The 24,469-nt window shown below is 28.3% G+C and carries 12 protein-coding genes; 6 read left to right on the top strand and 6 right to left on the bottom strand.

Annotation, left to right across the window (positions count from 1 at the left end):
- Window positions 1–2: 2 nt before the first annotated feature.
- From mgtE to ACXYRK_RS00465, 3 genes are read right to left on the bottom strand one after another with little or no spacing between them, the layout of a single operon-like run.
- Window positions 3–1,589, bottom strand: coding sequence for a magnesium transporter (gene mgtE / locus ACXYRK_RS00475; protein ID WP_458617484.1), 1,587 nt, complete (start codon window positions 1,587–1,589; stop codon window positions 3–5).
- Between the two features lie 2 nt (window positions 1,590–1,591).
- A complete protein-coding gene (locus ACXYRK_RS00470) occupies window positions 1,592–2,173 on the bottom strand; it encodes a diadenylate cyclase (protein ID WP_458607241.1) in 582 nt (193 codons plus the stop codon).
- Between the two features lie 9 nt (window positions 2,174–2,182).
- Entirely contained in the window at window positions 2,183–2,404 is a 222-nt protein-coding gene (locus tag ACXYRK_RS00465) for a hypothetical protein (RefSeq protein WP_458597448.1), read from the bottom strand.
- Between the two features lie 316 nt (window positions 2,405–2,720).
- Here ACXYRK_RS00465 and ACXYRK_RS00460 point away from each other — a divergent pair, with 316 nt between their 5' ends.
- From ACXYRK_RS00460 to ACXYRK_RS00440, 5 genes are all read left to right on the top strand, one after another.
- The gene (locus tag ACXYRK_RS00460; protein WP_458617482.1) at window positions 2,721–3,929 is read left to right on the top strand and encodes a hypothetical protein; all 1,209 of its coding nucleotides are present in this window, start codon (window positions 2,721–2,723) and stop codon (window positions 3,927–3,929) included.
- Window positions 3,916–4,887 carry a DHH family phosphoesterase gene (locus ACXYRK_RS00455; protein WP_458607239.1) on the top strand — a complete coding sequence of 324 codons (972 nt, stop codon included), beginning with the start codon at window positions 3,916–3,918 and terminating at the stop codon, window positions 4,885–4,887. The genes ACXYRK_RS00460 and ACXYRK_RS00455 overlap by 14 nt, the downstream gene beginning before the upstream one ends.
- Window positions 4,878–5,852: a DHH family phosphoesterase gene (locus tag ACXYRK_RS00450; protein WP_435128423.1), complete on the top strand. Its 975-nt coding sequence runs from the start codon at window positions 4,878–4,880 to the stop codon at window positions 5,850–5,852. Before ACXYRK_RS00455 ends, ACXYRK_RS00450 begins: the two co-directional genes overlap by 10 nt.
- Window positions 5,853–5,925: 73 nt before the next feature.
- A complete protein-coding gene (uvrB, locus tag ACXYRK_RS00445) occupies window positions 5,926–7,911 on the top strand; it encodes an excinuclease ABC subunit UvrB (RefSeq protein WP_458617481.1) in 1,986 nt (661 codons plus the stop codon).
- Complete coding sequence (locus ACXYRK_RS00440) at window positions 7,911–8,417, top strand: hypothetical protein (RefSeq protein ID WP_458607237.1); 507 nt, start codon at window positions 7,911–7,913, stop codon at window positions 8,415–8,417. Before uvrB ends, ACXYRK_RS00440 begins: the two co-directional genes overlap by 1 nt.
- 13 nt (window positions 8,418–8,430) lie before the next feature.
- On the opposite strand, the gene ACXYRK_RS00435 is transcribed toward ACXYRK_RS00440, so the two are convergent.
- Genes ACXYRK_RS00435 through trpS form a run of 3 tightly spaced genes read right to left on the bottom strand, consistent with a single transcriptional unit; the run spans window position 8,431 to window position 11,621 of the window.
- Entirely contained in the window at window positions 8,431–8,880 is a 450-nt protein-coding gene (locus ACXYRK_RS00435; protein WP_458597440.1) for a hypothetical protein, read from the bottom strand.
- Entirely contained in the window at window positions 8,873–10,621 is a 1,749-nt protein-coding gene (gene thrS, locus ACXYRK_RS00430) for a threonine--tRNA ligase (RefSeq protein ID WP_458617479.1), read from the bottom strand. The genes ACXYRK_RS00435 and thrS overlap by 8 nt, the downstream gene beginning before the upstream one ends.
- A complete protein-coding gene (trpS, locus tag ACXYRK_RS00425; RefSeq protein ID WP_458617477.1) occupies window positions 10,608–11,621 on the bottom strand; it encodes a tryptophan--tRNA ligase in 1,014 nt (337 codons plus the stop codon). The genes thrS and trpS overlap by 14 nt, the downstream gene beginning before the upstream one ends.
- Window positions 11,622–12,021: 400 nt before the next feature.
- Here trpS and ACXYRK_RS00420 point away from each other — a divergent pair, with 400 nt between their 5' ends.
- Window positions 12,022–24,441, top strand: coding sequence for a beta-N-acetylglucosaminidase domain-containing protein (locus ACXYRK_RS00420; protein ID WP_458617475.1), 12,420 nt, complete (start codon window positions 12,022–12,024; stop codon window positions 24,439–24,441).
- Window positions 24,442–24,469: the final 28 nt, after the last annotated feature.

Genomic DNA, 24,469 nt, shown 5'->3' with positions numbered 1-24,469 from the left:
AATTAAACTCCTAGATTTGGTAAGTTAATAGGTGTATAAATATTCATATTTTGAATTATCGGGATGCCGATGTCTAATAATTCTTTGCTATGATGTTCGTTGTGTGATTTTGATGATATGATACCAACTTTTCAGGCAAATCATAAAACAAATAAATTCAGTCCAAAGAAAACCAAGGTTGATAAAGCATCAGAAAGAGTGGTTAAAATAGGTGCTGACATAACAGCAGGATCTTTTTTGAAGCGTATCGCTAAAAGTGGAATAGTAGTTCCTAAAAACTTAGCAAAAATTACTACAAATCATAAAGATAAAGAACTAGCAATAATGATAAATGATAATGTTGCTCAGTCACCAATTTCATCTTTAAATTTTGGTGAAGCACTGTAAATACCATAATAAACATATAGACGCATAACATTTACCGTAAACATTATTGCACCAATTATCAAACCTACATTAAGTTCTTTGAAAATTACCTTTCGATATTCTTTTTTAGTAAAGTCACCTAATGCAGCAGCTCTGGTAATTGTTGTTGACGATTGTGAACCGGCATTTCCGGCGGCACCTGAGATAATAGGAATAAGTGAAACTATAATCGCTGTTGATACTGTAATACCAAGTCCTTTTATGACATTTTCAGAAAGATTTGTAAATTCTTGAATAATAAATTGTGATGCAGTTGCAGATAGCATAAGGATAATAAGTCATAAAACACGGGATTTGATAATTTTCAAAATTGATGTTTTTAAATAACTTTCTTCTGCTGCATCAGCATTAATACCAGCCATTTTATAAATATCCTCAGTTGCTTCATCTTGAATAATATCAATAACATCATCGGAAGTGATCATCCCGATAAGTCGGTTATCACTCGTTACAACTGGTAAAGTTGCTTTATCATGGTTTGAAAAAACCTGTGCTGCAAATTCTTTATCATCAGTAGGTTTAACACTTGCAACAGCATTATATATATCTTCAAGCAAGACATCTTCATCGGAAAAAACAAGTTCTTCTAATGTTACATCACCTAATAAAAAACCATGTGGATTAGTTATGTAAAAATTATAACCCATTAAAATATTTTGATTATAATCTCTTTTAATTTTAGCAATCGCTTTTTTACAAGTTCAATTGGATTTAAGGATTGAAATATCCACGCTCATGTAACTTCCGACTTGATCATCATTGAAAGAAAGAATTTGATTAATTTTTTCTCTTTTTTCCTTAGGTGTCTGTGAAAGAATTTTGCGAGTTAAATTTGCTGGTAATTCTTCTAAAATGTCTGCTAATTCATCAGTTTCGATTTCTTGTAAAACTTTTTGTCCTAAGTCATCAGTAAATAAATTAACAAGTTTAATTTTTACATCATCATCTAAGTATGAAAAAACCTCAGCAGCTTCTTCAGTTTTTAAAATACGCAAAATATAAATTTGATGTTCATCAGGAAGTGATTCAACCGCTTTGGCGAAGTCAGCGTGTGGTGTATCTTCTTCAAGATCCCGAATTTTCTTAACACTTTTTTCTTTTGTTAAAATTTTAAGTTTACCAATAAGAGTAGCAAGGGTAATTTCAACTGTGTTGTTTTCCATAATTACTCCTTAAGATACTTAATCAATTGTTCTTGAAATTCATTCATTTTGATTACTTCAATGCTACTACGTTTCAAAATCCTTATCGAACCATTTTCTTCAGAAACAACAATTGTAACTGCATCAGATTGTTCAGAAATACCAATTGCAGCACGATGACGCGAACCGTAATCTGCACTTACTGATTTACTTGTAATTTTATAAAATGTAGCAGCATAAAATATCCGATTTTCACGTATTACTACTGCCCCATCATGTAAAGGAGATTCTTTGTTAAAAATTGAAATAAGCAGAGAACTAGAAATATTTGCATCTAAAACAACACCATCAGTTCTCAAATTATCAATATTTTCTGTGTTCTCAATGGTAATTAATGCACCTATTTTATGTTTTGATAAATATTCAACTGTTTCTCGCAACTGATTGATTAAACGGATTTGACTACTTTTACCGAGTTTATCATATTTATTCTTTTTTAATTTTAAACTAAAAAATGTGTGTATGGTAGGTCATAAAATTATTATTATAATTACAGTTAATAAAATTAAAATAATTATTAATAATACTAAAATTACATCATCCAAGATAACTTCCTATAAGGTTTTACCGATAAAGAATGCTATTAATAATAAACCAATAATCAAAATTAAAACTAAAAATGAGATAAATAAGTTTTTTGTTAAATCACGTTTAATTCAAGGGAGTTGTTTTTGTTGTTCTTTATAGATTTGTTTTTGTTGTTTCTGTTTTGCTTTTGCTATTGCATATGCAATTTCTTCTTGCCTAAATTGCACAAATTTATCTTTTTTATCCATAAATCCCCCTAATTTTTATAATCATATAGTTTTACAATTATATATTTTTTTCTTTCTTTTGTTATTAAAAAATAAGCGAAAATAGTCACTTTAGATAATAACTTGTTATGTATTATGTTGGAATGACATATATAAATATATATCAAAGCTTATCAAAGTATAATTAATAATGAAATAACAAAAAGGAAAATTTAGCAGAAGTTATATAAATTTCACAGTTAATAAGATATAAGTACTAGAAGTATTCATATTCTAGTTTGTTAATTTAGAAAAATTCTTAATTAAAAAAAACCAAAAAATGATAGAATTAATATATATGTTTAAAAAGAAATTTAAACTGCTTTTATGATTTTCACTCCCATCAATTTTTTTGACTGCTGTTTCATGTAGTTCGATTAGCACGGAATCTGAACTAAAGGATTTTCATAATTTTTATCTTAATACAAGAAAAGAAAATAATCCGAGATATAAATATTTACTTGCCTTAGTTGCCTATTTTGATAATTCTTTTAAGCAAACATTTGAGCAATTAAGACAAGGAAGCGGAGAAGTTGCAGCAAAAGATTTAACAAAATTTGCAGCATCGATACAGGCAAAACATAAATTATTTAATCTTTTAAAGAACGAATTATCTATAATCCCACTAGAGAAAATAAATGATTCAAACCAAGGTATTGCTTCATTAACTTTTTTAGAAAAATATAAGTTTATACACGGAGAAAACGAGAATCGTTTTCGTTCTTTAAAAGACACAACCAATGATTTTTTATATCTTGGGGATTTTAATTTATTATCACAAGGATTATTGTATAATCATTTTATATATATAAATTCACAATATTTTCCAAGAGATATTAATTCTGATATATATATTTTTTATAATCAATTCCAAGGTTTTATCGCACTTGCAGACCAAGGAAAAAAGAATTTATTTTATAATTTAGCAAAGGATGTAAATTCTAATAATCACCTTGATAAAAGATTGCAAAAATATCAGCAATTGATTAGTCAAAATGTTAAAGAAAAATCTAATTTGACTAATATACAGTCAAATTGAGAAAAACTGTTAAAAGTTCAAAAAGAACTTATAGCATATTTTGGACCATTTTTTGATGATATGAGACAAATATTCCAGGCAATTGATACATCGTTTTTTAAAACATTATCATTTGAACCGATTTTGGATGAATCAGATTTTCTAAAAATAAAAAATTATTTTAACTTTTTAACTACATTTTCAGATGTGTATTATATAACTATGAGTGATTTAATGCTTTCAAAACAGGATATAAATGATAAAATTAATAACTTGATTTTAAATATGCAAAATTCAGATGTTTTTAATAACACCGAATTAAATAAATTTAAAAACAACTTAAATAATCTATCGAATGAACAAATTTATAAGAAATTATTAAATATATTTAATGATGGATATAATACTAATGAATTTAAAAAACAGATGATGAAGAAAATAAATAATTACATAAAAAAGCACAGTAAGGAGTTATATGAAGATAGGTAATTCAAAAGTAGCAATTGATGCAATTAATAAATATGAAAATATAATTATTTTTCACCATATTCGTCCTGATGGTGACTGTTTAGGTTCTCAATTTGGTTTAAAAGAACTTATTAAAACAAACTTTCCAAATAAAAAAGTTTATACGGTAGGTGATAATGTAGGCGTTTTTGATTTTATGAACTATGATTTTGATAAAATTGAAGACATCGATTTTAACAATTCATTAGCAATAGTTGTTGATGCATCAAGTGGAGATCGGATTCAGTGTGCTGAACTTTTATATCAAAAATTAACTACTGCAAGATTAAGAATTGATCATCATCCAAATGAAGCAGATATTGATTATGAATATAATTGAATTGATGAGCATTATGTAGCGGCTGCTGAGATGATTGCGCAATTAGCTTATGATGCAGGTTGAAAAGTATCAAAGAGTGCATCAGAACATATTTATTTAGGTATTAATACAGATTCAGGACGCTTTTTATTTCCTGACACATCGCAGCGAACATATCAACTTGTAGCATTTTTAATGCAAAATGGGTTCCATCCACAAAACATTTTGAGACAACTAAGTAAGAGAAGTTTAAAAGATATAAAAATAATTGGTAAAATTCTTTCAGAATTCAAACAATCAAACAGAGTTTTATATTATGAAATCAAACAAGATTTTTTAAATGAATTTGAAATCAATTCCTTACAGGCAGCATTATATGTCAATGAGTTAGCAAATATTGAAAATAATTTATGTTGAGCTTTATTTATCCAACTTGAAGATGGTAGAATACGTGGTAGATTACGTTCAAGTGGACCGTTAGTAAATGTTGTTGCAAACAAATATAATGGTGGTGGACACGATAATGCAGCAGGAATTACATTAGAAAACTGAAACCAAGTTAATGATGTTTTAAAGGACTTGAATCAAAGCATAAGTGATTGAGAGGAAAAATGCGAGTAGGTAATTTAACAGATATAAAAAATGCAATTGAAAAATATGACAATATAGTTATTTTCCATCATATTCGTCCCGATGGAGATTGTCTAGGTTCACAATTTGCACTAAAAGAGTTAATTCAAGATAACTTCCCACATAAGATGGTTTATGCAATTGGTGACCATCAAGATGCTTTTAAGTTTATGAATTTTGAACACGATTTGATCCCTAATGATGAAATCTTGGCAAAATCACTTGGGATTGTTGTGGATGCTAATTTCAAAGAGAGAATTGAATTTAGTGATGTTTTAGATAAAAACTTGTTTGCTCAAGTTATTAGGATAGATCACCATCCTAATGAAGATGATTTAGCGGAAAATGCTATTAGATGGGTTGATTCAACATATGTAGCCGCTGATGAAATGGTAACTGAATTAGCAGTTGAAAGCAATTGAAAAATAACACCAAAGGCTGCTAATTATTTATATTTAGGGATTTATACCGATTCAGGACGCTTTTTATATAATAACACTTGTGCAAGGACTTTTAATTTAGTTGCACATTTATATCAAGCAGGATTAGATGCAGATTTTATTCATAAGAATTTATCTCAAACAACCTTGGAAGACTTAAAATTTAATGCCTGATTGATGTCTACTTTAAAAACTCGCGAAGGGGTAGCATACATTCAAAATGACTTGCTTACCACAAAAAAATATGGAAAAACTTCTCAAGGTTCATTGCGTGTAAATTCGATTGCTAATATCAAAGGGTTTCCGATTTGAGTGCAATTTTTAGAAGAAGAAGATGGTAGGGTGCGTGTTGAATTTCGTTCAAATGGTCCAATAGTTCGTAATGTAGCCTTAAAATGAGGCGGTGGTGGTCATGAACGCGCCGCTGGTTGCATTATTGATAGTTTTGATCAAGTTGAATCAGTGATTGATGATTGTGCTTATGAAGTTGAAAGATATACAAGTGAGCAAGAATAGCAAAAAAGTGCATTTTTATGCATTTTTTCTATGCTAATTATAGTTTTTAGCAAATGTGATATAATAAAATCATATGAGTATCTTCAAATTAAATGCGCAGTATCAACCATCTGGTGATCAACCACAGGCTATATCATTTCTTGTGAACGGCATAAACAAGCACCATAAACATCAAGTGCTTCACGGTGTCACTGGTTCTGGAAAAACCTTTACAATAGCAAATGTGATTAAAGAGTTTGATAAACCTGTTTTAGTTTTATCGCACAATAAAACCTTAGCTAGTCAACTTTATTCTGAATTAAAAAACTTCTTTCCTGATAATGCTGTTGAATACTATATATCATATTTTGATTACTTTAGACCTGAAGCTTACAAACCTAATACAGATACTTATATAGAAAAAGATTCGCGTACAAATGAGCAAATTGAAGTAATGCGATTGAGTGCAATAAACTCATTGATTACTCGCAAAGATGTGATTGTAGTAGCATCAGTTAGTGCAATTTATGGTGCATTAAATCCAGATGTATACCGCGAATCTTTTTATCGTTTCTATGTAGGATTGCAAATAAGCAAAAAAGATTTTATTTATAAACTTATTAAAATTTTATACAACCGAAACGATGTTGAAGCAAAGCCTGGTGAATTTTCTGTTAAAGGTGATGAAGTTATCATCAGACCATCAGATAATGAAGAAGTTGCTGTGCGAGTTAGTTTTTTTGATGACATTATTGAAGAAATAGCTATTATTCATGCTTTAAATAAACATGTAATTGAAAAAAAGAAAATCTTTGTGCTAGTTCCCGGAGATGCTTATGCAACCGATGATAGCATATATGATCAAATTATCCCTAAAATCCGTTCTGAATTACATCAACGGCTTGCTGACTTTTATAAAGAAAACAAACTGCTGGAAGCGCAAAGACTGAATCAAAGAATTAGCAATGATTTAGATGAGTTATCTGAATTTAAGATGTGCAAAGGGATAGAAAATTATTCAATGTATTTAGATGGTAGAACTTTTGGTGAGCGACCATACACACTTTTAGATTATTTCCCCCCTGAATCGTTGGTTTTCATCGATGAATCGCATATGTCTATTCCACAACTTAATGCAATGTATAAAGGGGATCATTCGCGAAAGCAAACCTTGGTAGATTATGGTTTTAGACTTCCATCTGCATTAGAAAATCGCCCTTTGAAGTTTGAAGAAACTGAAAATAATTTTGATTTTTTTAAAATCTATATTTCAGCAACTCCTGCTGAATACGAGCTAAATAAGGCACAAAATAATGTAACTAAGATGTTTATTAGACCAACAGGTTTAACTGACCCAGAGGTGGTGATTAAATCCACCGTAAACCAAATTCAGGACATTCATGATACTATTATTCAGCAACGACAAAGTGGTGGTAAAACTGTTGTAATTACTATTACTAAAGAAAGTTCAGAAAAGATTACGGAATATCTTATTTCACTTGGTATAAAGGCGGCATATATTCATTCGGAATTCAATACCTTTGAACGAAACGAACTGATTCGTAAATTACGTATCGGACAAATCGAGGTTTTAATCGGAATTAACTTACTACGTGAAGGAATTGATATTCCAGAAGTATCAAAAGTTTTAATTTTAGATGCTGGTTCACAAGGTTTTATGCGAACTGCCTCATCATTAATCCAAATTATCGGACGCGCATCACGGAATGCAAATGGACAGGCTGTTTTATATACGGATAATATTACCGAAGCAATCCAAATTACTTTGGATGACAACAAGTTAAAAAGACAAAAACAACTTGAATATAATAAAATTCATAATATAACTCCTAAAACAATCACAAAAGCAATACCACCTTCTATTTATGCTGACGGGATGCAAGGAGCAATAGATTTAATTTTAAGAAAGAAAAAACAAACCAAAGAAAATCAATTTGCTAAAAAAGATGATGTGATTAAAGAATTAAGAAAACAAATGGAAGCAGCAGCAAAGCAACAAGATTATGAGCGTGCTATTCAGTTGCGAGATATGATGTTTGAGCTGCAAAAAGGAGAATAATGTATACATATCAAGATATTTTAGATGACATTGATGTCATCCAAATCCGCTCTGTGGATGTTGTTTCAGTATACAATGCTTTTTTAAAAGTGTTTGCTATCGAAGTTGATAAAAATAATCCAGTTTATCACGAAGTAACTTGAAATAATTACCGTTCAAATGCAGGTTTTTCAAAACCGTTATATCGTTTCATTTTTTATATGTTTTATTATTTGAAAGACTTTAATTATATTGGTAAAAATCTCACAAGAGAACAAGCATTCGTAAAGATAAAAGAGTTGTTTGAACTCGATGCTACCTTTGAGTATCAAGCAAATTCACAAGCAGAAAACATTCTAGAGCAAGCAAAACAGATTTTTAGACTTGCTTATGTTGATGGTTCAACAAAAGATTTGTTAGTGCTAGTAGAAGAATTTGATATATTAAAGGATACTGATAAAAAACAAGCATTAAAGAAGATTTATTTTGATTTTGAACCATTTAATGGGTGTGATATCCCAGATTAAAAACATCGTAATATTACGATGTTTTCTTTTGTTTATTCAAGTATTTATTACGAAGTTTTTCAATGTTTTTAGGATTTATATAATAAGAAGCTAAAAAGTAAAATAAAACATAAATAAAGAATACAGGAATAGTATCATATTGGTATAACGATCACTGCAAATCCTTATTTTCATTATAAGCACTTGGAACTCATGCTATTGTTAGAGAAAGACCTAAAACCATAACTAAATACTGAAAATGATATGCTTTATATTTTTTATAAAAAATAAGTAAAAATACAGGAATTAAGGTAAAAATAGTTACCAATGTAGAAAGCACAATTAATGCTCATCCTGGAACGACAAAATTAGTTATTATCCTTCAAGGAACCACTTTACCACTAAAAATAACTATAAAAATAATTATTGCAACAAAATAAATGTTAAAACCTAATACTCATCAATTACGAGTCTTTTTATTCACGGTTTTCCTTTAGTTTAAAAAGCATTTGCATAAATTCTTTTAAACCTATTGTAATAGTTTGTTCGCTTGCATAAGAGCGATAAGAAATTTGGTTGGTGATTCTTTCTTTTTCACCTACTATTACTTGGAATTTCGATTTAGACATTTGTGCTTCGCGTACTTTTTTAGCTAATCTTTCATCTCTTAAATCTACTTTTGATCTGATGAAGTTAGCAAAAAGTTTATCATTTATATCTTTTGCATATTCAATGTCATCATTATGGTTTGTTGCAGGGATTACAGTAACTTGCTTAGGTGCCAGTCAAAAAGGTAAAACTCCTTTTGTTTGCTCGATTAAAATAGCAACAAATCTTTCATAGGTTCCGATTAAACCACGGTGAATTAAAACAGGTCTTTCTTCTTGATTGTTTGAATTAGTAAATGTGATATCAAAACGTTGTGGTAGCAAGAAGTCTAGCTGCAAGGTAGAAACTGTTATTTCGTGTCCTAGTGCTGTAAAAATTTGAATATCCATTTTTGGTCCATAAAAAGCAGCCTCAGCGACTTTTTCGACATAATTTACACCTAAATCATTAAGCACGTCGCGTAATTGTGCTTCTGCTTCGTCTCACATCTGATCATCATTATAATATTTTTGAGTATCTGTTTTATCACGAAGTGATAAAGAAACATAACTAATTTGGATTTTAAATGCTTGTAATGTTTCCTTAATCAGTGAATACATTGATTTAAATTCCGATGCTATTTGATCTTTTCTTACAAAAAGATGTCCTTCAGTAAGTAGCATTCCACGGACTCTTTCTAATCCTGTTAAAGCCCCTGATTTTTCATAACGATAAAGTTGTGATTGTTCGCTATAACGAATTGGTAAATCGCGATATGAGCGTTTTTCACTGCTATAGCATATGATATGATGTGGACAAGTCATCGGACGAGCAATAAGTTGCTCATTTTCATCCATATTAATAGGTTTAAACATATCATCTTTGTAGTGTTCTAAATGACCAGAAATTTGGTAAAGTTGTTTTTCTCCAAAATGTGGTGTTAAAACTTCGGTAAATCCATATTTTCGATCATTTTGTAATACTAAATTTCTTATTTCATTATGAATATACATTCCATCTTCCAATCAAAATGGTAATCCTTGCCCACCAAGTTTATTAAACATAAACAACTTTAATTCTTTACCAATTTTACGGTGATCTCTTTCTTTGCGATCTTGTAAAAGGGCTAAATAATTATTAAGTTGTTCAGCATTTTCTCACGATGTACCATAAATTCTAGTAAGTTGGATGTTATCAGAATTACCTCTTCAATATGCACCAGCAAGGTTTAAAAGTTTAAAATGTTTGATATTTTTAGTATTTTCAATATGTCCACCAGCACATAAATCCACAAAAATAGTTTCATTATTTTGTGGGTCCTTTAATGCATAAAAAGTAATATCTTTTCCTGCTGCTTTTAATTCATTATATAATTCTTTTTTATATGGTTTGTCTATAAAATCATATTCATCAATAGATACTTGCTGCATAATTAAATTTCTTGCAGCGAGCTTTTTCATCATTTTTTCAACTTTAGCTAATTGAGTATCTGAAAAAGGTTCTAAAAATTCAAAATCATAATAAAAACCTTCATCAGTTGCAGGACCAAAACCTAATTTAGTATTTGGATATAATTTTAAAATTGCTGCTGCTAGTAAATGTGATGTAGTATGGTTTAAATGTTTATCTGCTTTCATCGTTTTCTCCGTTAAATCCCATATTTTGCATTAGTTTGTTTATGATTGGTTTTGCTATTGCTTTAGCTTGAATTGCTCCTTGCTCTGCTACTAAATCAACTTTCATCAAAGCATCGTGATAATTTGTTTGAATTTTAATTAATAGATTTTTCACATCTAAAGCCACAGCAGATTTAAATTCTTTGTAATTTGCATTTTCAAACATTTTTGCACTTTCTTGCAAAGTAATATTATTTAATGCTGCATGGATGTTTAATAAGTTTAATATTCCAGGTTTGTCTTCAGAAATATATACTTTGTTTTCTGAGTCAGTTACAGCTTTTAGAACTTTATTATAAGCGCTTTGTGGATCTTCAAGCAAGTAAATAACACCTTTGTCACTTTCACTTTCAGATTTAGACATTTTTACATTTGGATTGCTTAAAGATTTAATCCTTGCACCAACTTTTGCGATATATGCATCAGGGATTTTAAAATCCATTTTATAGTTTTTATTAAGTTTATCAGCGATTTTGCGTGTTAATTCAAGATGTTGTGTTTGATCTTCACCAATAGGGACTAAATCAGGGTTATAAAGCAAAATATCAGCAGCCATTAATGTAGGATACATCAAAAGTCCTGATGGGATTTTTTCAGTACCATTACCTTGTTTAAGTTTTTGTGATTTATCCTTAAATTGAGTCATACGAGATAGTTCACCAATTGTGGTTTCAGAAGTACAAAGTCATTGCAATAAGGTATGTTCATAGACATCCGATTGATAAAATATAATAGTTTTATCAGCATTTAATCCACATGCTAAATACATTGCAATAATACTTTTTCGTGCTTGACGTAGTTCTTTTGGATCAACTGCACCAGTTGTTAAAGCATGTAAATCTGCTACAAAAACCAGTGATTGAAATTCATTTTGTAGATTAATAAAATTTTTTATTGCACCGATATAGTTTCCTAATGTTAAATTACCTGTTGGTTTAATCCCACTTAAAAATCGCTTCATCGTTCTCCTAAAATAATATTATATTTTATTTTCTTATTATAGTTTTAAATAAAAAGAGGATTATATTGTTAATTTTCTTAGTTTAAAATCTTATTTAAAATGAAGAAATTTAATATTAATTCATCAATAAAAAAAGTAAAAAATACAAGAATATTTAACTGGTTTTTTTATGATAAAAATAAATATATTTTTGTATATATAAATGTTGATATTTTTTTCATAAAAAATTATTTTTTTTTTATTTTTATTATAAATAAATTAAGAAATAGTGATATATAAATTTAAATTATTATATAATATTACATATTATATACAATGAAAATTTTGAAAATAATTAAACACCTTAATTTAACCAAGAAAATAATTTTGGTGTTTTAATTATCTAACATAGAGGTAATTTATGCGATTAAAGAAATATAAACTTGTTTTAACAGCAACAGCTGCTGCGGCAGTAGGATTAACTGTATCTACTGCTAGTGCAACAAATCAACAACCAAATAATTCAAGCAATCATAAAATATATCAAATTTTTCCAACTGTTAAATCTATAACATATGTAGATAATAAAAAATATTTATTATCTAAAGAAGTTAATTTAGTTTTTGAAAAAGGAATTGATGAAGCAGTTAAATCAAGAATTAAAGAAGCTTTACAATTAAGAAATTTAACTGTTACTGAAAGTCGTTCGTTTAAAGATAGTGATGGTAAAACAAACATTTTAATTGGAACAACCGACAACACCGATACATATATTGATAAAAAAGCAAGTTTATTAGGGCTTGATTTTAACGCATCTTTAAAATCACATAATGATTCATATATTTTATCTTCAAAACGTAATTACATTACTTTGTTAGCAAAAAATAACACAGCAGCATTTTATGGTGCCACAACTTTTTGACATATTCTTAATCAACTTGATGGTGATCAAATTGAAACATTTAATATTCAAGATTATTCAGATGTAAAACTTCGTGGAGTGTTTAGTTATAATAACGGGACACCATGAGATTTAAATGCAAAAATAGATTTTATGAAATGAGGAAGTTATTATAAACTTAACTCATATCTATACTTTGATAAAGATGATCAAAAAACAAAAGATCAATGAAAAACAGAATATACATCTGATGAACTTACAAATAAATTTTCAAAGTTAATCCAAGAATCCAAGAAAACTAAAATAAATTTAGTTTATATGCTTGATCCTTTTGATTCAAATGATAAAATCACAGTTGCAAACTACGATGAAAGTTTATTAAAGATAAAAACTAAATTTGAACAACTTATTACAGCAGGGATAAGAAAATTTGGTTTATTTGCAGAAAATCAACCCTTTTCTGAAAATACTTCGCAACAAGTGACATATGAAACAAAAATACTAAATGATTTAATTATTTGATTAAAAGAAAAACAACAAACTACGAGTGACTTAAGTACTAATTTAATTTATGCACCTGCTAATAGAAATTCTACTATAACATCAAACCCTTATGCTAATTTTCCGTCAGAAGTTGAAATAATTAATTCAGCAACTGGCGCTTATGCAGGGGTACATAATACATCTTTAACAACATTTAAAACTACAACCAACAAAACCCCTGTTGCATGAGTTAATTGACCAAATAATTCAGATGCACCTGCACAACTGATATTAGGTGGTTATAAAGAATTTTTTGGAACTGATGTAACAGCAGACAACTTGCAAGGTGTATTAATTAATCCGATGCAACATGCACAAGCATCAAAAATTGCTGCATTTGCTGCTGCGAATTTTGGATGAAAGATCTGAAGAAATGATACTGAAATAAATAATATTTATCAAGCAGCATTTTCTAATGCACTTAATAAAAGCAATATTTTTGATATTGAAACTCAATCATATTTAAAACTTTCTAAACATATTAAAAAACCAGATATTAGTAATTATCCAAGTATCAATGAATCCGAAGAAATCCAAACTAAAATAGATGCTTTTAAAACAAATTTAGCATCGAATCATTTTGATAAAACAAAAGCAGAAGCATTGATTACAGATTTTCATGATCTTGAAAAAGCAGCAAGTATTCTTAAAACATCACAAAATGCTGAATTTAGCAAGGAAATGTCGGTTTATCTTGATACATTTATAAATCTTTCACAAACAGCAAAAGTTCTTCTTTTATCTGTGATTAAAAAACAAGAAAATAGCAGCAAAGACTTTATCAGTTATTATAATCGTGGAATAGAATTACTTAATGAGTTGAAAACTACTCATAAAATTACTTATAACGGACAATCATATGATGCTATTGTGGGTAGTCAACATTTGATGCCTTTTTTAGAATGATTAGTTTCTTGATTGAAACCAAGAATTGAATCATCACTTTTTATCCCGCCTATAAAATTGACACAAACATTTATAACTAATTTACAACGTCAAGATAGCCTGGGTAAAGGTGGAACCGATACAGTTTTTTACAAAGGAAACCCGTATCAAGTTATTTTAAAAAATAGTAGTGGACAATTACATCAAAATGATTATTTTGGTGTTGAATTTAATCAACCAATCACCCTTAAATCATTACAAGTGAAATATTTAGGACTGCGTGAAGATTACTTTATAAATGCAAAAGTTCAATATCAAACATCTACAAATAGTACTTGAACTGATGTAAATGGTTGAAATGTTAATGTTACATCTGCAAATCAATATAATCCGATTGTTTTAAATAATCAAAATATAGCAAATGTAACAAAAGTAAGATTAATAAACAATGATACTACTCCTAGACAAAAATGAGTTCGTTTACAAGAATTCGTTATTAATTCAGGTGAATTAACATCAAATAAAACATGAGAAAGATATTCAAATGTTAGTTATAATGCTGATAATACTACTAATTTAATGTATCTTGTTTATCAAAACAAAAGCACTGATAAAATGTTTGATGATTTAGATTCAACAGGTGCTGCATTTACCAAGGTGGTTCAAGGTAAACAAGGAAGCAGTGATGTTAATGTTGGTGCAAACATTCCGAGGGATGCTACAGTAGGTTTTAGTTTAGATAAAAAGCAATGAGTTTCACATATTTATATTAACCAATCATTTGATTCTGCAACTGATTTACCACAAGATGCAATCATCGAATATAAAGATGAAGATGAAAAAGATACCAGTAGACAATGAAAGCAATTTGGTTCAGCTCATTTAAAATGAGATGAAAATTCAACAGTTGTAACAGGATATGCACATGCAAAAGATTTTAGAATTAAAAACACATCAGAGGTTCAGCATTGATGACGTATAGATGAAATAAGAGTATTTTTAACTAATAATGATAGATACAACTATACTACTGCTGATATTAATCGTTTGTTAATACACGATAATAAAGGACCAAATTTAATGTTTGATGGTGATGATCACACATTCGCTTGATTAAAAGCGACATCAACAGGTGGTTCATTAAGTCAAAATGATGGTTTTGATATTAATTTTTCAAATCCAAAAAATCTTAAATCAATTCGTTTGTTATATAAATATGTCAATGATCAAAATCCAGGAGCAGGAGATCGCACCAGCCAAATAAGTATAGAAAAGAAAATCAATAATGTTTATATTCCTTGAAGAACATATGATTTATCTGGTGATGATATTACGATTAATATTTCAAAAGCAGATAATTTTGGAACCGTTACAGGACTTCGTTTAAGAACCTTAAAAGCAGAAAATTTTGGATTTAATATTAATACCATTGCATTCACAGAAAATAAACAAGACAGTACTGATTATGTTTATAGTGAAAATGCAGCAGTTAATGATTTGCTTGCTAAATATGATGGATACGATACATTTGAGTTATACCATCAAAAAAGTCCTGAAGAAAAGCAAGATATTACCTTAAAAGCAAACGAGAGAATCGGTTTAGATTTAAGTAAAATTCAAAATATTCAGACATTTAATAAAGAATATGACAATTCAACCGCTAATTCTAATGCATTAAAATTACAATATTCTGATAATGGTTATGAATGAGTTGATGCTGCATCAGATACTATTGCTGCAAACACTAAAGCCCGCTATATTGCTTTATTTAACTCAGGAAGTTCGGATTTAACTTTAAGTTTTAAAAAGATAACTGTTACAGTAGAAAACCTTGCTTTAAATCCAAAATTTGATTCAACAGATATCACACAAAATCCACAAACAGAACGAAATAATGAACTAGATGGTTCGGTTTTTACATACGATCAATTTGGTCCAAATATTAATGCAAATAATTATATTATTTACGATTTAGGTCGTCAAACAGATATAAAATCTCTACGTTTATATACTCAAGATGATACATCTGATTATCCAAGGGATATGGATGTACAAGTTTCATCTGATAAAAGTTCTTGACACACTGTTTTTAGTATCGGAGATACTACTACCGATGCTGATTCAACAACAATATTAAAAAATGTCGCTACTGGTTCTTACGATTCTAAATATGCTGTGAATCCTAAACTTATCAATGACCATCGTTATCCAGGGTTTAAATATTGAGGAAACGATTCGATTTCAAATCAAAAAGCTAGATATATCAAGATTTTAATAAAAGCTAATTATCCAAGCAATAAAAAACTTAAAATCAATGAAATAGTCGTAAATCATAATAAAATCCAACAACCTAACTATACTAGTAACTATTTTTTAGGAACTAAATATGAACCAACCGATGATAGTAAATTAGATTTTCTTCATGATAAGGATTTAAGTACTTATTATCAACCAAAACAAGAAAACGGTGAATTAATTTATACCATCGATGATAAGTCACTTATTAATAAACATTTACGTATTTTAACCATTGAAAGTAATTCGCTTGCAAAGGTATATTATCGTAACGAAAATGAAACAAACACCTTCCATCTCTTAGGAACATTAACTAACAACCTTAATGAATTTATCCTACCTCAAAATCAAAAAGTTGTGCAAATTAAAATTGCTTGAGAAACTAAAAGACCTAAGATACTAGAAGTTTATGACTTTGATCCAGTGCAAGTTGCATCGGTATCTACCGATAAAACAGCTTTACAAAATGAAGTTAATAAAGTTGATCCGAGTGATTATAATTTATGAACTGAAGCATCTAAAAATGAATTTTTACATTGAAAAACTACTGCTACTAATGCTTTAAAACAAATTACAGAAGGAAATCAAAGTAAAGATCAATCATATACACAAGCAAGTTTAGATGCTATTAAAGATGCATTAATTTATGCAAGAGATCACTATAATAAAAAGGTTGATCTTACTTTAGTGCAACACGAAATTACCAATAAAGCATTAAATAACCCGATTGTATATACATCTGAATCATATCAAGAATATGAAAATAAAATATCAAGTGTGCAAAGTCAAATTACACACCCAGAAAATCTAAGTCAACACCAAGTTGATGCATTTTATCGTGATATTTTAAATAAAAAAGCAGCATTAATAAAACAAACTTGATTAACTGATTTGAATAAACAAAATGAATTGATAAAGAAGATCAAAGAAGAATTGACAAAATTAGAAGATATCCCTGAGTCAGTTAAGTTACATAATAAATTTGATGAATTTGCAGATACAAATGTCTTACAATCTTTATATAATGAAATTAATGCTCAATATATAAGTGAAAATAATCAAAAGACACAACTAAAACAACAAATTGAACATAATAAAACATTATCTGAAGACCCTGAACATATTAATACATTAACTGAAAAATTACCTAAAACAACTTTATTATATAGTCTACAGCATCTTAAAACTCAATCTGAAGAGATGTTAGCTCAAGAACAAAGAGAAAAAACTGATTTACAAACACAAATAAAGGGCCTTTTAAGTAATTTTTATGATAGCGAAAACACAAAACCATTATCAGAAGAATTAAAAACAACAACTAATTTAGTGCAACTTCGCTCTTTAAAAACCAAAGTAGAGCAGCAAAAACAAATTGATGAACAAGAAAATAATTTAAGAACTTTAATCAGACAAAATATTACTAACCTAGAGGATTTTTCAAATTTAATTTTATATAATGAAAAAACCTTAAAGAAAACTCGTGGTGTGTCGGCACTTGAAAAAATGTATACTAATTCATCTGCTGCTGTAAATAATGAAAGTCATTTAAAACAAGAGTTAAAAGTTCAAATAGATGAAAAAATTAGACAACTTACCAAACAAGAAAACATTACTTTATATACTGATAAATTTAATAAGTTAAAAACCACTGATAACCTTAACTTCTTTATCGGATTAGAAAAGAAAATTCAAGAAACTATTGAACAAGAACAAAAAGAAAAGCTAAAAGCACAAATTAATGCTGTTTTAACAAATTTAGAACTAGAAACTCATAAAAATGAAATTAATACAGGCTTAACTAGTTCAGATACTGTTGCAGCACTAGAGCAATTATTACAAAAAGCTAATGAATTTAAAACTAGTGAAGATAATCAAAAAGCTCAACTTCGTTCAGATATAACTCATACAGCAGGTTTATTGGAAATTCAAAATAACCAAGATACCATTAATAATTCTTTACCTACTTCACAAACAATTGCACAATTGCAAAGTTTAAAAATACAAGCTGATAATCTAAAAGCACAAGAAGATGCTAAAAAAGTAGCGTTAAATACTGAATTAGATAATTTAGTTTCAAGATTACAACTTGATAATCATATCAATCCTATTACTAATCAAAGACAAAATGCAACTATTCCTACATTAGAAACACTAAAACAAACTGCTGAACAATATCTTCGTGACGAAGAGCAACAAACTCAACAATTAAAAAATGATATTAATGTTTTAATTGATCAATTAGGAAAAGATTCAAACAAGGAATTAATTAGAAATAATTTATCATCTACTTCTCAAATTAATGCTCTTGAAAACTTGAAAACACAAGCAGAAAATTTAGTTAATACAGAAAAAACCGAATTAAGAAACCAAATTAATTCAACACTTGCATTATTAGAATTACAAAATCATAAATCAGATGTTCAAAATGAATTGAATAATGCTAATTTATCTGTTGCTCAGTTAACTGCATTAAAAAACAAAGCACAAGGATTTTTAAATAATGAAAATCTACAAAAAGCACTTTTAACTAATCAAATTCAAGCAATTAAATCTAAATTAGAGCAAACAAACCATATCCAAGAAGTTGATAATGATTTAAATTCATCACATACTATTAATTCTTTAGAAACACTTAAAACTAAGATAAATAACTTTAAACAAGAAGAAGATAATCTAAAATCCGATTTAAAGAAACAAATTCTTAATGCAATCACTAAATTAACTTACCCAGAAAATCAAAGTAGTTTTCAAAATAAACTTAATACCACTAGCAGCATTGCTAATTTACAAACTTTATTAAATGATGTAAATTCTGCTGTTGCAACTGAAGCTGAAGAACTCGCTTTAAAAGCACAAATTAAGCAAGTTGTAGCGACTTTAGAAGATCCGGCAAACAAAAATCAAAGTCAATATCAAGAAAAAGCAATTGATGATTTACGTGGCAGATCAACAATTGAAAGTATTTTACAGCAAGCACAAGAAACGAAAGCTTCCGAAATACATCGTCGCGATCAAGCAAATAATAATATTAAAAAACTACTTGCTAATATGCATAATCAAAAGATTGCTGATGAGCAAGAAGCAAAATATCATCCGATAACTGATTTATTAAAACTCGAAGAATTTAATAACCAATTAATTGAAATTGCAGATGAAGATCAAAAACGTTATGATATTACACAACTACTTAATTCGCTTCAAGATTATAATAATGTTGTCAAATATAATGACAAGTTATTAGCAGCAACTCAAAAAGTCGGACTTGATCAATTAAAAATAAAAGTTCAAGCTGCAGTGGATAGCGAAGAAAATGCTCGTGCCACATACACTTCTACAAAACTTCCTAACTTACTAGCACAAATTCAAGATGTAAATAAACATTCTTATTTAGATGCTAAGTTGCAAAAACTTAAGAATTTATATAATACCAAGAATTTAAATGTTAACTCTGTTTATGCATTAGAATCAGAGATGAATGATCAAATAGCAGCAGAAAATCACGAAAAACAAGACACTGAAAACAAAATAAGAAGCATTCTTTCAAAATTAGAGAAATCTGAAAATCAAAGCTTTGTTAATGAGTTTTTAAATAATTTATCAAGCAAAAACTTAAATGATTATCGCGATTTTTTACCTCAGGTACAAGCTCGCTTAGATGCTGAAAATGCTGAAAAAGCACAACTTCGTAGCGAAATAGAGCAAAGTGTATCGCAACTTGATTTATCAGAGCATCAATTACAAGTTAATAATATGTATAATCAAAATAGCACAATTGAACAACTTAATAATGCTAAAAATCAAGCACAACTTCTAATAAATAAAGAAACACAAGAAAAATCTGAATTGAGAGCAGAGATTGCTAAACTTAAAAATCAACTTGAAGATCCTGAAAATCAAAATCAAGTTGATACTGATTTAGCAAACACATCTAATAATTTAATTAAATTAAGAGAAACCAAAAGTGCTACTGAACAAAGAATAAAAGATGAGACATTCGAAAAGAATTCATTAACAAACCAAATTGATCAGTTATATAACAAGTTAGAATTAGATAATAACCGTCAAGAAATAGAAAACAAAAAAACAACTGATACAAAACTTCCACACATGCGTGTTTTAAGAGAAAGAGCACAAGAACTTTTAGATCAAGAACACGCTAAAAAAGAACAATTAAAGCAAGAAATAAAAGATAAAATTGATCATTTAATGTATCCTGATAATCAATTATCAAATCGTGCATCATTAGCAAATTCAAACACCATTGCTGAATTAGAAAAACTAAGCAAACATATTGATGCAGTTAATGCAGAAGAAGAACGACTTGAATCGGTGCGTGCAAAAGCACTAGAAGAGGCAAAAAAACTTGAGGACCCGATTAATCGTTCATTGTTAAGTGATGATTTTATTAAAACTACACAGCCAAAAGATCTCGATGAGTTATTTGTTAATGTTAAATCACAAGTTGCAAAAGAAGAACAAGAAAAAGAGCGGCTAAAAGCAAAGATTAAAGAAGATTATGATAAATTAACAAACGCAACAGAAAAGCAAAAATTGAAAGCAAAAATGGATTCGGCTAAAAAACTTGTTGAATTGCGTAATTTAGACAAAGAAGTTTATGCACAATTTGCTGAAGAAACATTACAACAACACTTAATTTCTGAAATTAAAACAATTGAAGTTCCAAAACTTAATGATCAAAATACTATAAATAGCATTTATGATCAATTAAACGAATATAAAAATTCAACTAGTTTGAAAATACTCTTAGATCAAGTTAAACAGGAAATAAAAGAAGAAGCAGCACAAAAAGAAGCTCTTAAAAAAGAAATAGAAGAAAATATAAAGAAATTACAAGATAAAAACAATTTAGATACTTATAAACACCAATTTGATTATGCTAAGAAAACCAATAATTTAAATGATTTTAGAGCATTAAAAACTGACCTTGATCAAGCATTGCAACAAGAAGAACAAATGCGTCAGCAGTTATCAAATAATATTGATACACTTGCTAATCAACTCGAAGATGCAACTCATAAAACGACTATAACAACCAAAAAACCCAATGTTACATCTGATTTAAATAAATTGCGTGAATTAAATAACGAAGCACAAGATTTAATTAAAAAAGAAGATGAAGAAAAGGATAAGTTACACAAGGAAATAATAGATGAGTTGTTAAAATTCCATGATTTTAATAATGCGATTAATTTAGCATTAAAACGTAAGAATACAACTGAGTTAAATGCTTTAAGAGCATTGAAAACCCAGGTAGATAATGCTAAAGCAGAAGATCAAAAAGAGTATGATTTAAGAGAAAAAATCAAAAAGATTGTTGAATCACTAGAAGACTTTGATCATATTAGTAAATATAATATGGATGTTTTATCGCGAACAAACGGACAAAGCAACTTACAACAATTATTAAATAAAGTAACAGCAGCTCAAACTAAGGAGAATTCAGAAAAAGAAAAATATAAAAATAACATAAAGACTAATTTAACAAAATTAGAAGATCCTGATAATATCAAGAGCTTCAATGATTTAAATACAAAAGTTGAAAAAAATCCTAATCTAAATAGTTATTTTGGTTTAGATTATAAAATAGATCAAGCATTAAAAACTGAAGAGACTGAAAGAAAACAGTTAAAAGCAAAAATTAATGAGATTTTAGCAAAATTGCAAGATCAAGGTAATATCAAGAAAGTTAAAGATAAATTGCAAACTGCTACCACTTTAACCCAACTTCGTGAATTATTAAAAGAAACAGATAATATGTATGCTGAAGAAACACATGAAAAACAAAAACTTCAAGATCACATTGAAACTGTATTAAGTAAGTTAAGATTATTTGATCAAATTGCTACATTAAACACTGAATATCGCAGCATTAAAAACTCTAAGGAATTAAATGATTTAAGATCGTTTAAAACCAAAATTGATGCTGAATCAGCAGTTGAAGAAAGTGAATTTAGCAAGTTATTTGGACAAACAGCAGACAAAATTGCTAAATTGCACGATTTTGACACCTTTATCAAATGAGCTCATAAATTAAATCAAAATACACATATTGATTCGTTGCATGCTCTTAATGATGCATTAGTTGATGTTATCAACGAAGATACAATTAAGTTTAACATCCGTGAAGAAATTAAAGAAAAATTACCACACTTAGAAGAAGCGCAGCATATTATTAAATTAAATGCTAAACGATTGTTTACAACTACCAGTAAGAGAGATTTACAAAATTTCTTAGATGAATTAAATATAGCACTTGCACAGGAAGCAGCAGAAAAAGCAAGAATTAAAGCACAGATTGATTCACAATTAGCAAAGCTAGAAGATTCGCAAAATATACAAACATATACAGAAAAATATGCTAATTCGCAAAACAGCGATTTACTCATAAATTACACTCCACTTAGTGCTAAACTTTCTGATGTTTTAAAACAAGAAGAACAAGAAAGAGAGCAATTACGAATTAAAATTACATCATTATATCCACAATTAGAAGACTTTAATCATATAGTTGTTTATAATGAAAACAATTTATTGAAACTAACTAATTTAAATGATTTAAGAGAGTATTATACAGATACCTCTAATGCTTTACAAAGTGAAAAACAACGAAAAACAGAATTAAAAACCTTAATTGAAAATAAACTAAGAGGTTTAGAAGATAACTATAACATTATTTTATATAACAAAAAATACCATCACAGCAACCAAATCAATCAACTTAACTACTATGAAGCATTGTATGCAAAAATTTCTGAAGTATATGATTCTGAACACAGTGAAGTTCGTTTGTTAAAAGAACAAATCAGTGATTTATTAAATTCATTAGAAGACTTTGAGCATATTTTTACCTATAATACCAAGAATTTCGCTAACATCGATAATCTAGAAGATCTAAGAGTTTATAAAGCAAAAGTTGCAGCAGCAAAACATAGTGAAGATGTGCAAAAGGAAAATCTAAGAAAACAAATTGTTGCTAAGGTTGCTTTATTAGAAGAACCAGAAAACATCGAAATATATTCTGATAAGTTTCATAAAACAACAAATTTAAATTCTTTAATCGCTTTAAATGATAAATTAGATGAAATATTAAGCAAAGAATCGGTTGAAAAGACAAAATTACAAACTCAGATTCATAACTATATGCCACTTTTAGAAAACCTTGATCACATCAGTTTATATAATGAAGTAAGTCTTTTGAAAGCAAACAGCATACCAAAATTAAGAGTATTCTTAGCAGATGTTACAGATGCATATACATCCGAATCAGAACGTAAAGAATCGTTAAAAGAATTAATCCTAAATATGCTAAAAAAACTTACTACACCTGCATATATTAAAACATATACAAGTTTATATAATAAAATCGAGAATTTAAATGACTATGAAGCTTTATATCGTTTGCTTAACATCGCTCTAAGCATCGAATCCGATGAAATAATTTCATTAACAAATCAAATAAAATCAACTGTTAAACAACTTGAGCAACCACAAAATATTGTTAAATATGATAATAATGAATATGTAGAAATTAAAAATGTTATCGATTTAAGAAAATATAAAAATGAAGTAGTTCAAGCAAAAGCATCAGAAGATAAATTAAAAAATGAATATCGTTCTAAAATCGAAGAAAGTATTAGTAAGTTAAGTGATCACAAAAACATTGATACATATACAGACAAACTGGATTCAACATCTTATTTAGATTCATACCAAAAGTTATATGATGATGTCTTAGAAACCTTAAAACAAGAAGCAAGTGAAAAATCAGTTTTAAATAAAGCATTAGAAGATGTTGCTGCAAGATTACAAGCAGTTACTCATATTTCTGAATTAAATTCAGTAAAATACGATGCAAATGATTTAAATACATTAAGAGAAAAACTCTCATATGCAAATAATGCATATCAAACAGAAACACAACGTAAATCATACTTACAAACTTTAATAGAAAGCAAGTTTGATAGACTTAAACCAACAAATGAAGTAGCAGCATTAAAAGAACAATTTAATTCCAATGATAATTTAAATGGTTATGAGTTAATTAATAGCAAACTAGATTCATTGATTGATTCTCAATCAATTGTTTCAGCAAAACTAAAACCATATATCCCCCTTGCAAGTATTTTGACCTTAGGACTTATTTGAATTATCATCCTTGTTGTTTTAAGACACAGAAGAAGAAAACAAACTAGCTAATGCTAGTTTATTTTTATTCCTATGATGC

This window comes from Mycoplasma sp. AC1221, from assembly GCF_054353815.1.
Note: the sequence above shows the minus strand (reverse complement) of the source record. Positions and strands in the feature narration are given on the sequence as shown.